This is a genomic window from Pseudonocardia sp. (genome assembly GCF_025965585.1).
In the GTDB taxonomy this organism is placed as follows: Bacteria; Actinomycetota; Actinomycetes; order Mycobacteriales; family Pseudonocardiaceae; genus Pseudonocardia.
The window spans coordinates 1-9,596 of the sequence record NZ_JAOPWR010000544.1 but is presented as its reverse complement, the minus strand read 5'-3'; the positions used below and the strand labels follow the sequence as shown (position 1 = coordinate 9,596).

Below are 9,596 nucleotides of genomic sequence, written 5' to 3'. Positions count from 1 at the left end.
ACCGGGCCCAGGACAAGGACCTGGCGCTGCTCTGCGTCCAGGCCTGGAACGACTTCTACATCGACGAGTGGTGCGCGACGGCCCCGGACCGCTTCATCCCGATGGGGATCCTGCCGGTCTGGGACATCGACGCGTCGGCCAGGGAAGCCGAGCGGATCGCGGCCAAGGGCGCGCGCACCATCTCCTTCCCCGACAGCCCCGTCCCCCTGGGCCTGCCGTCGTTCCACACGAACCACTGGGACCCGCTCTGGCAGGTTTGCTCCGACACCGACATGCCGGTGTCGCTGCACTTCGGCTCCGGCGCGTTCGTGCCCGGCTTCTCCTTCAGCGGGAAGCCGGTCGGCGCGGGCATGCTCGTGGAGAACGTCCCGTTCGCCGTGCCGATCGTGCTGTTCTCCTCGAACCTCATGTGGAGCACCGTCGACCTGCTGTTCTCCGGCGCTCTGCAGCGCTTCCCGAAGCTGCAGTTCTCGCTGGCCGAGGGCGGGATCGGCTGGATCCCTTACATCCTCGAGCGCTCGGACTACACCTGGGAGCGACACCGCTACTACCAGAACATCGACTTCGACACGCGGCCCAGCGACCTGTTCCGCGAGCACTTCTGGGGCTGCTTCATCGACGACGAGCACGGACTGGTCAACCGGCACCAGATCGGTATCGACCGCATCACGCTGGAGGTCGACTATCCGCATTCCGACTCCAACTGGCCCAACTCGCGCAAGCGCGCGAGCGAGGTGCTCGCCGATGTGCCGGACGACGAGGTCGAGAAGATCGTCGAGACCAACGCGCGCCGGATGCTGCACTTCCCGCGCCCGGCCTGACACACGCCGCCCCTGGCCGGCGGTCGCTATCATCGCCGGTCAGGGCCTTGCACATCCACGTTTCCGGGGAAGAGGACGATCATCAAGGACACGACAGTCGTCAGCGACGCGGTCGCCGAGGACGAGCCCGCGCTGGGGTTGCGGGCCGCGCAGACGCGTGACGCGATCATCGAGGCGTCCCGGAAGCTGTTCCTCGAACGGGGCTTCGCGGGCACCCGGATCAACAACATCACCGACGCCTGCGGCATCTCGCGCGCTGGCTTCTACACCTACTTCAAGGACAAGCAGGAGGTCTTCAGCCTCATCGGCGAGGCCACCTACCGCGAGATCATCGAGGTGGTCAACCGGTGGGACGAGCTGCCGACCCCCTGCTCCATCGCCGACGTCGAGGGCTGGATCCGCGAGTACTTCGCGTTCATGGACCGGCACGGTGCGTTCATCTTCTCGTCCACCCAGTCCGCCCCCAGCGATCCCCGGATCCGCGCCAACAGTGAGCGCATGCAGATGCGAGTCGGCTGGATGCTGGGGTCAGGCCTGCGCACCCGTCAGGCGAGCCCGACCGACGCGCCTGACGCGCTGGGGCTGACGACGCTTGCCATGCTCGACCGCTCATGGTTCTACGCGCACGCCCAGGGGCTGCCCGTCGAGGATGCCGACCTGATCCGTGCGATCGCGGTGGCCATCATGGGAATTCTCGGCGGCCCCGCTGCACAGTGAACGACGGCGCTCCCCATCCCGCACCGAAGAGGTTCCACCATGCATGTTTCCGTTGACCGCGACCGCTGCACCGGGCACGCGCAGTGCAACGCCGTCGCCCCGGACGTCTACGACCTGGACGACGACGGCTACTGCGTGATCCCGAACAACGATGTATCCGCCGGTCTGGAGAACCAGGCCGAGAACGGCGCGGCGGCTTGCCCGGAGCAGGCCATCACGGTCGTGCCGTGATCACGTGTGTGGGCCGGGCATCCCGCCCGGCCCACACACGCGGCTCAGAAGCCCAGCCCGCGCCCGACGATGTCCTTCATGATCTCGGTGGTGCCGCCGTAGAGGCGCTGCACCCGGGCGTCGCGCCACAGCCGCGCGATCTCGTACTCGTTGACGTAGCCGTAGCCGCCGTGCAGCTGCAGGCAGCGGTCGAGGATCTCCCACTGGGTCTCGGTGGCCCAGTACTTGGCCCCCGCCGCCTCCTGCGCGGTGAGCTCTCCGGCGTTCACCGCCTCGATGCACCGGTCGACATAGACCTGCATGACATCGAGTTTGGTCTTCAGCTCGGCGAGGGCGTGCCGGTTCACCTGGAATGTGCCGATCGCCTTGCCGAAGGCCTTGCGGTCGGACGCGTACTCGCAGGTGAGGTCGAACGCCCGCCGTGCCTGCGCGACCGCCTGGATCGCGATGCCCAGCCGCTCGGCGGGAAGGTTGCGCATCAGATGGTAGAAGCCGCGGTTCTCCTCGCCGATGAGGTTCTCCACCGGCACCTGTACGTCGGTGAACGACAGCTCGGCGGTGTCGGCGGAGCGCAGCCCGATCTTGTCGAGCTTGCGGCCGCGCTCGAACCCGGGGGTGCCGCCCTCCACCGCGATCAGGCTGACGCCCTTGTGACCGGCCGCGGGATCGGTCTTGACCGCGACGACGACGAGATCGGCGAGGATGCCGTTGCTGATGAACGTCTTGGCGCCGTTGATCACGTAGTGGTCGCCGTCGCGGCGGGCGGTGCTGCTGATCCCCGCGAGGTCGGAGCCCGCGCCCGGCTCCGACATCGCGATGGCCGGGATGATCTCGCCCGCGACGTAGCCGGGCAGCCAGCGCCGCTTCTGCTCGTCGGTGGTGAGGTCCACGAGGTAGCCGGCGAGGATGTCGTTGCCCAGCGACAGGCCGATGCCCACCGTGCCGGTGGCGTGGAACTCCTCGCTCATGATCGCGTTGTATCGGAAGTCCTTGACCCCTCCGCCACCGTACTCTTCGGGCACCTCCCAGCCGATCAAGCCCTGGTCGCCTGCCTTGCGGTACGCCTCGCGGTCGACGAGCCCCGCCGCTTCCCACTCGGCGGCGTGCGGCACGCACTCCTTCTCGTAGTACGCCCGCGCGGTCTCCCGGAACAGGTCGTGCTCCGGCTCGAAGATGGTGCGGCGCATCAGGCTTCCTCGGCGGTGACGGGGTAGCGCAGCGGCAAGCTCTGCAGCGAGAACGTGTTGGCGGGGAAGGGGATCCTCGGCTCGGTGCCGGGGGCCAGCTCGAACTCCGGTACGCGGCGGAGCCATTCGGTGACCACGAGCTTCAGCTCCATGCGTGCCAGGTGCGACCCGAGGCAGCGGTGCGGGCCGCCGCCGAAGCCCCAGTGCCGGTGCGCCACGCCGTCGAGCAGGACGTCGTCCGGCGTCGCGACCAGGCCCTCCTCCCGGTTGGCAGAGCCGAGGCAGAGCCGGACGAACGTGTCGGGGGGCAGCGTGACCCCGCCGATCGTCACCTCCGCGGTGGTGACACGCGGGAGGACCGGTGCGGGAGGCTCCAGCCGCACGACCTCCTCCACGAACTCGGGGATCCGCTCGGGATCGGCCACCAGCGACCGGCGGAGCTCGGGGTCGCGGGCCAGCTCGTGCAGCGCGAAGCCGATGCTGGCGGTGACCGTGTCGAGTCCGGCCAGCACGAACAGGAAGCTGAGCCCGATCGCGTCCTGGTCGTTCAGGGCTTCCTCACCGGTGATGAGCTGGGAGAGGATGTCCTCGCCCGGATCCTTCCTGCGCGCGGCGATCGTCTCGTTCAGGTACGTGAACAGCTCGAGCGCCGGCGTGAGGTCCACCCCCTCCAGGTTGGGCGAGTCCGCGAGCGCGATCACCGCGTCCTTCCAGACCATGAGCCGGTCGCGGTCGGCGACCGGCAGCCCGAACAGCGTCAGGAACACCTGCGACGGGTAGGGCTCGGCGATCCCGCTGACGGCCTCGCACTCGCCCGCGGCGGCCAGGTCGTCGATCAGGTCCTCGATCTGCTGCTGCAGCGACGGCAGCATCGCCCCGAGGGTCCGCGGGCTGAAGAAGGGCTGAAGGATCTTGCGGTAGCGCGTGTGGTCCGGAGGGTCGAACGAGATGGGGACCAGGGGGATGGGGCTCCCCAGGATGTCGAACGCCTTCTTGGACGAGAACAACTCTGGGCGGCGCAGCGCGTCGACGACGTCCTCGCGCCGCGTCACGTAGTAGAAGTCGCCCATCTTGACGACCGGCCCGGCCTCTCGGACGACGGCCCAGCCCCGTCCGCGATCCACCCCCATCGGGACGGAGTCGAAGTCCAGCACCGGTACTCCCGGAATCAGCGGTACGACATCTGCGGTCATGGGTCACCTCTCCTGTCGATGCACGAGGCATCAGTCGACGGCATGGTCGGATCAGCCGTGGATCGCGTATCAGCGGGGCTGGAAGCGCTGTGCCCCGTCGATCCGGATGACCTCGCCATTCAGGTACGAGTTCTCCAGGATGTGCGTCGCGAGCGAGGCGTACTCCGACGGGTGACCGAGCCGCTTCGGGAACGGGATGGCGGCGCTGAACTTGGCCAGCGCCTCCTCCCCGACGGACTCCATGATCGGTGTGCGCATGGTGCCGGGCGCGATGCAGACGACCCGGATGCCCAGGCTGCTCAGGTCGCGAGCCGCGGCGAGCGTCAGCCCGACCACGCCGCCCTTGGCCGCCGAGTAGGACGTCTGCCCGATCTGCCCCTCGAATGCGGCGATGCTCGCGGTGGTGACGATCGCGCCGCGCTCGCCGTCCTCGCCGGGCTCGGCGGTGGCGATGGCGGCGGCCACCAACCGGGCGACGTTGTACGTGCCGGTGAGGTAGAGGTCGACGGTCTTCTGGAAGGCACCGCGATCGGCGGGCGAGCCGTCGCGCTGCACCAGCTTCTCGGGCACGCCGAAGCCGCCGTGGGCGGTGACGGCGTAGCGCAACGTGCCGAGCTCGCCTGCGGCCGCGATGGCCGCCAGCACGGCGTCGTCGTCGAGCACGTCGGTACGCACGTACCGGGCCGCGGACCCGAGGTCGGCCGCGAGCTTCTCCCCGCGGTCGTCGGCGAGGTCGGCGATGACGACCGATCCGCCGCCCTCGACGATCCGGCGCACGGTGGCCTCGCCGAGGCCGCCGGCCCCACCGGTCACGATCGCGACGTTCCCTGCCAGGTTCACAAGATCTCCCAAGCCGTTGGTGTGATGATGAGTGCGGACGGGCTCAGACGGCCTCGAGCACCATCGCCGAGCCCATGCCGCCCCCGGCGCAGAGCGCGATCACGCCGAATCGCTCACCGCGCCTGCGGAGCTCGTGCAGCATCGTCAGAACCATCCGCGTGCCGGTGGCCGCGACCGGGTGGCCGAGGCTGCAGCCGCTGCCGTTGACGTTCACGCGCTCCGGGTCGAGCCCGAGAATGCGGGCGCAGGCCACCGGCACGGAGGCGAAGGCCTCGTTGATCTCGTAGAGGCCGACCTCCTCCGCGGAGATCCCGGCTCGATGGAGCGCCTTCGGGATCGCCAGCGTCGGGGCCAGGCCGGTACGCACCGGATCCACGCCGACGGACGCCCACGAACGCACGATGCCGAGCGGGGCCGTACCCGCCCGCTCCAGCATCTCCTCGGCGACGACCACCACGGCGGCGGCGGCGTCGTTGATCCCCGACGAGTTGCCGGCCGTGATGCTGAAGCCGTCGATCTCGGGATGGAGTGTCTTCAGGCCCGCCAGCCGTTCGAGGGTGGTGCCCCGGCGGGGGTGCTCGTCGGTGTCGAACACCGAAGGGGCCCCGTCGGCGCCGGTGACCTTCAACGGGACGATCTCGTCGCGGAACCATCCCGCGTGGATCGAGGCAAGCGCCCGCTCGTGCGAGCGCAGCGCCCACTCGTCCATCTCCGTGCGGCTCACCCCGGCGAGCTGCGCGGTGTTCCACCCGACGGTGATCGACATGTCCATGGTCGGCGCGTCCGGCGTGGCGGGATGAGACGGGGACATCCATGGCTTCTTCTCGCCGGTGGCCGGATCGCGCAGGATCGTGGCGGGCCGGGTGGAGGAGGACTCGACCCCGCCCGCGACGACCGCGCGGTCCATCCCCGCCCGGATCCCGGCGGCCGCGGTCGACACGGCGGCGAGCCCCGAGGCGCACTGCCGGTTATGGGCGAGCCCGGGCAGCGACTCCATGCCCAGCGCGACGGCGGTGTGCCGGGCGATGTCGCCGCCGCCGTGCATGACCTCGCCCAGCACGATGTCGTCGAGGTCCTCGACGGCGAGACCCGACCGCTGCACGGCCAGGGCCACGACGGGCTCGGCGAGATCGAACACGGGCGTGCGCGACAGCGACCCCTTGAAGGCAGTGCCGATGGCCGTCCGGCAGCCGGCCAGGACGTAGGCGTCCGTCGCCACTAGGCCTGCTCCGCCTTGGTCTTGATGCTCTTGAGCATGTCCTTGACGCCCTTGAGGATCAGCTGGTTCACCATGAACTCGGGCAGCGCCCACTTGATCGCGAGGTCCATCGCGACGGTGACCTCGGTGGTGCCGCCGTTGCCGGCGAGGGTGAAGCTGGCATCGTTCTTGGTCATCATGTCGCCGTCGAGGAGGTGGTACTCGACGTTCCCGTCCGGGTAGGAGTACTCGACGGTGTAGTAGCCCGCCTGGCCCATGGCCGAGACGTGCATCGTGGCCTGCTTCGGGCGGCCCTGGTCATCCTTCTCGAGGACCTCGACCTTCTGGACCTCCTTCTGCCAGCTCGGGTAGTCCTCGACGTTCAGGATGATCCCGAGGATCTGGTCCTCCGGCGCGTTGACGCTGATCGACTTGCTGATGGCACTCACGAGAATCCTCCAGGAGCTGTGGTGGGTGAGGGTCGTGCTGCGCTCAGGCCACGCCCATGCCGGCGTCGACGGGGAGCGTGATGCCGGTGACGTAGCGGCCGGAGTCGGCGACGAGGTAGAGGATCGCCTCGCTGATGTCGATCGGCTCGATCATGAGGGTCGGCATGGCGTTCTGCATGGCGTTCGCGAGGTTCGGGTTGGCCTCGATGACCTCGAACATCCCAGGGTTGTCGGTGACCATCGGCGTCGCGACGCCGGTCGGCGCCACGGCGGTCACGCGGATCTCCTCCGGGCCGAGGAACTGGGCGTAGGCCCGGACCAGCCCGGTGACTGCGAGCTTGGCTGCGGCGTAGGAGTCGGATCCGCCGCTGCCGTCGGTCAGCGCACGCAGACCCGCCATCGAGCTGGTGACGACGATCGCGCCGCCCATCCCCCGGTCGACCATGTGCGGGTAGGACACCTGGATGGTGTTCCACACGCCGGTGAGCATCACACCGATACCCGTCTCCCAGGCGCCCTGGGAGTCGGGCTCGTCGGCCCGGGTGAGGATGACGCCGGCGTTGGCCAGCACGGTGTCGACGTGACCGAACTCGGCCACGCCCGCGTCGAAAGCCGCCTGCAGCGCCGCGCGGTCGCGCACGTCGACCTGGATCCCGAGCATCCGCCGATCGGTCTTCTCGACCATGGCGATCGTCTGGTCGAGGTCGTCGGGGGTGCTCATCGCGTAGGGCACCGCGTCGATCTGCGAGCAGATGTCGACGCCGACGATGTTGGCGCCCTCCTCGGCCAGCCGCACCGCGTGCGAGCGGCCCTGGCCGCGAGCGGCCCCGGTGATGAAGACGACTCGACCGTCCATCCTGCCCATGCGGATCCCTCCAGCGTCTTCTTTGACGAAAGTGTCAGCAGCCTATGGGAGGCTCGTTCGGCCGGTCAAGGAGGAACACCGGAAGGCGGGAACAGCCCATTCTTGACGACCTTGACAATGGTCTCTAGATTCCGGCCTACGGCCGCCGACGACTCGAGGACGAGGGATCGATCACATGAGTTCTGCCATCAGCACCTCCGCTCAGGTCGGCGAGGTCAGGATGCTCATCGACGGCACGCTCACCCACGCGCGGAGCGGCCGGCAGTTCGACAACGTCAACCCTGCCACCGAGGAGGTCCTCGGCACCACCGCGGACGCCGACGCCGCCGACATGGACACCGCGATCGCCGCGGCCCGCCGCGCGTTCGACGAGACCGACTGGTCCACGAACCACGCCTTCCGGCAGCGCTGCCTCGAGCAGCTCCAGGAGGCGCTCGAGGACGAGAAGGAGGAGCTGCGTGCCGAGCTCATCGCCGAGGCGGGCTGCCCGGCGATCGCCACGTTCGGCCCCCAGCTCGAGTGGCCCCTCGACGACGCGCTGCGCTGGCCCGCGCAGCTGATCTCGACGTTCCCGTGGGAGCGCACGCTGCCCGACACCGAGCTCTTCGGCATGCTCAGCCACCGGCTGGTGTGGAAGGAGGCCGTCGGCGTCGTCGGCGCGATCTGCCCGTGGAACTACCCGTTCGAGGTGACGATCGGCAAGCTCGGCCAGATCCTCGCCACCGGCAACACCACGGTGGTCAAGCCGGCCCCCGACACCCCCTGGAACGCGACGCGGCTCGGACGCCTGATCGCCGAGCGCACCGACATCCCGGCGGGCGTCGTCAACGTCGTGACCTCCACCGACCACATGCTCGGCGAGCAGCTCGTCGTCGACCCGCGCGTGGACATGGTCTCCTTCACCGGCTCCACGGCCACGGGCCGCCGGATCGCCGAGAAGGCCGCGCCCATGGTGAAGCGGACGTTCCTCGAGCTGGGCGGGAAGTCCGCGATGATCGTCCTGGACGACTGCGACCTCGAGGCGACTGTGCCCGGCGCGTCGTTCATGTGCATGCACGCCGGCCAGGGCTGTGCAATGCAGACCCGGCTGCTGGTGCCGCGGATGCGCTACGACGAGGCCGTCGAGCTCGTGACCGACGCGTTCGCGGGCGTCACCGTCGGTGACCCCTCCGACCCGGCCAACATCTCCGGCCCGCTGGTCAGCGCCAAGCAGCGCGATCGCGTGCTCGGCTACATCGAGAAAGGCAAGGCGGAGGGAGCCCGCGTCACGATCGGCGGTGGGGTGCCGAAGGACCACCCCCGCGGCTTCTTCGTGGAGCCCACGGTCTTCGCCGACGTGGAGAACCACCACACGATCGCGCGCGAGGAGATCTTCGGGCCTGTGCTCGCCGTCATCCCCTTCGACGACGATGCCGACGCCGTGCGCATCGCCAACGACAACGACTACGGCCTGTCGGGCGGGATCTTCTCGGCCGACCGTCAGCGGGCGTTCGACGTCACGCGCCAGCTGCGGATCGGTAGCGCCATGGTCAACGGAGGCCTCTTCTACGGCGCCGACTCCCCCTACGGCGGCTACAAGGCCTCCGGCGTCGGACGGCAGAACGGCATCGAAGGCTTCGAGCAGCACCTGCAGACGAAGGCCGTCGGCTACGTCGACGACCCGGACGACAACTGAGACCGGAGATGTTCACACGATGATCGACAGCGAGGCCGTCGACGCCGGCATCCTCATCCTGCGGGTGGTGACCGGGCTGACGATGGCCGCCCATGGCTACCAGAAGTTCTTCTCCGGCGGCCGCATCGCCGGCACCGCGGGCTGGTTCGACAGCATGGGCATGCGCCCGGGACGGATCCACGCCGTCGCCGCCGCCACCACCGAACTCGGTGCCGGGGTCCTACTCGCACTGGGGTTCCTCACCCCGCTCGCCGGCGCGGCCTTCGTCGCCGTGATGCTCGTGGCGGCCTACACCGTGCACCTGAAGAACGGTTTCTTCAGCGTCCGTTCCGGCTACGAATACAACCTCATCCTCGCCGTCATCGGCGTCGTCGTGGGCACCACCGGCCCCGGCGCCTACTCCCTCGACCACGCCATCGG

The 9,596-nt window shown here is 69.2% G+C and carries 11 protein-coding genes; 5 read left to right on the top strand and 6 right to left on the bottom strand.

Annotation, left to right across the window (positions count from 1 at the left end; all coding sequences use genetic code 11):
- The 3 genes from JWR81_RS33620 to JWR81_RS33610 form a co-directional block, all read left to right on the top strand.
- The coding region (locus JWR81_RS33620) for an amidohydrolase family protein (protein ID WP_297662010.1) at positions 1 to 821 on the top strand (821 nt) is incomplete at its 5' end.
- A 138-nt stretch (positions 822 to 959) separates the two neighbouring features.
- Positions 960 to 1,538 (top strand): TetR/AcrR family transcriptional regulator, encoded by a 579-nt coding sequence (locus JWR81_RS33615; protein WP_297662008.1) that lies wholly within the window; start codon positions 960 to 962, stop codon positions 1,536 to 1,538.
- A 39-nt stretch (positions 1,539 to 1,577) separates the two neighbouring features.
- Positions 1,578 to 1,769: a ferredoxin gene (locus tag JWR81_RS33610; protein ID WP_297662006.1), complete on the top strand. Its 192-nt coding sequence runs from the start codon at positions 1,578 to 1,580 to the stop codon at positions 1,767 to 1,769.
- A gap of 44 nt (positions 1,770 to 1,813) precedes the next feature.
- Here JWR81_RS33610 and JWR81_RS33605 read toward each other — a convergent pair whose 3' ends face one another.
- From JWR81_RS33605 to JWR81_RS33580, 6 genes are all read right to left on the bottom strand, one after another.
- Complete coding sequence (locus JWR81_RS33605; RefSeq protein ID WP_297662004.1) at positions 1,814 to 2,956, bottom strand: acyl-CoA dehydrogenase family protein; 1,143 nt, start codon at positions 2,954 to 2,956, stop codon at positions 1,814 to 1,816.
- Positions 2,956 to 4,149, bottom strand: a complete 1,194-nt coding sequence (locus JWR81_RS33600; protein ID WP_297662002.1) for a cytochrome P450 — start codon at positions 4,147 to 4,149, stop codon at positions 2,956 to 2,958. Before JWR81_RS33600 ends, JWR81_RS33605 begins: the two co-directional genes overlap by 1 nt.
- A 69-nt stretch (positions 4,150 to 4,218) precedes the next feature.
- On the bottom strand, positions 4,219 to 4,989 hold the full coding sequence (locus JWR81_RS33595; RefSeq protein ID WP_297662000.1) for an SDR family NAD(P)-dependent oxidoreductase: 771 nt from the start codon (positions 4,987 to 4,989) through the stop codon (positions 4,219 to 4,221).
- A gap of 43 nt (positions 4,990 to 5,032) precedes the next feature.
- The gene (locus tag JWR81_RS33590; protein ID WP_297661997.1) at positions 5,033 to 6,208 is read right to left on the bottom strand and encodes a thiolase family protein; all 1,176 of its coding nucleotides are present in this window, start codon (positions 6,206 to 6,208) and stop codon (positions 5,033 to 5,035) included.
- On the bottom strand, positions 6,208 to 6,636 hold the full coding sequence (locus JWR81_RS33585; RefSeq protein WP_297661994.1) for an SRPBCC family protein: 429 nt from the start codon (positions 6,634 to 6,636) through the stop codon (positions 6,208 to 6,210). Before JWR81_RS33585 ends, JWR81_RS33590 begins: the two co-directional genes overlap by 1 nt.
- Before the next feature lie 43 nt (positions 6,637 to 6,679).
- The gene (locus JWR81_RS33580) at positions 6,680 to 7,501 is read right to left on the bottom strand and encodes a mycofactocin-coupled SDR family oxidoreductase (RefSeq protein WP_297661992.1); all 822 of its coding nucleotides are present in this window, start codon (positions 7,499 to 7,501) and stop codon (positions 6,680 to 6,682) included.
- A 175-nt stretch (positions 7,502 to 7,676) separates the two neighbouring features.
- Between JWR81_RS33580 and JWR81_RS33575 the strand changes: the two genes are divergently transcribed.
- Together JWR81_RS33575 and JWR81_RS33570 are read left to right on the top strand one after the other, a co-directional pair.
- The gene (locus JWR81_RS33575) at positions 7,677 to 9,176 is read left to right on the top strand and encodes an aldehyde dehydrogenase family protein (protein WP_297661990.1); all 1,500 of its coding nucleotides are present in this window, start codon (positions 7,677 to 7,679) and stop codon (positions 9,174 to 9,176) included.
- Between the two features lie 19 nt (positions 9,177 to 9,195).
- A partial coding sequence (locus tag JWR81_RS33570; RefSeq protein ID WP_297661988.1) for a DoxX family protein occupies positions 9,196 to 9,596 on the top strand: 401 nt, incomplete at its 3' end.

Excerpts from the sequence above, each read along its gene's own strand:
- JWR81_RS33600 (WP_297662002.1), bottom strand. The coding sequence starts at position 4,149 with ATGACCGCAGATGTCGTACCGCTGATTCCGGGAGTACCGGTGCTGGAC.
- JWR81_RS33575 (WP_297661990.1), top strand. The coding sequence starts at position 7,677 with ATGAGTTCTGCCATCAGCACCTCCGCTCAGGTCGGCGAGGTCAGGATG.
- JWR81_RS33605 (WP_297662004.1), bottom strand. The coding sequence starts at position 2,956 with ATGCGCCGCACCATCTTCGAGCCGGAGCACGACCTGTTCCGGGAGACC.
- JWR81_RS33610 (WP_297662006.1), top strand. The coding sequence starts at position 1,578 with ATGCATGTTTCCGTTGACCGCGACCGCTGCACCGGGCACGCGCAGTGC.
- JWR81_RS33580 (WP_297661992.1), bottom strand. The coding sequence starts at position 7,501 with ATGGGCAGGATGGACGGTCGAGTCGTCTTCATCACCGGGGCCGCTCGC.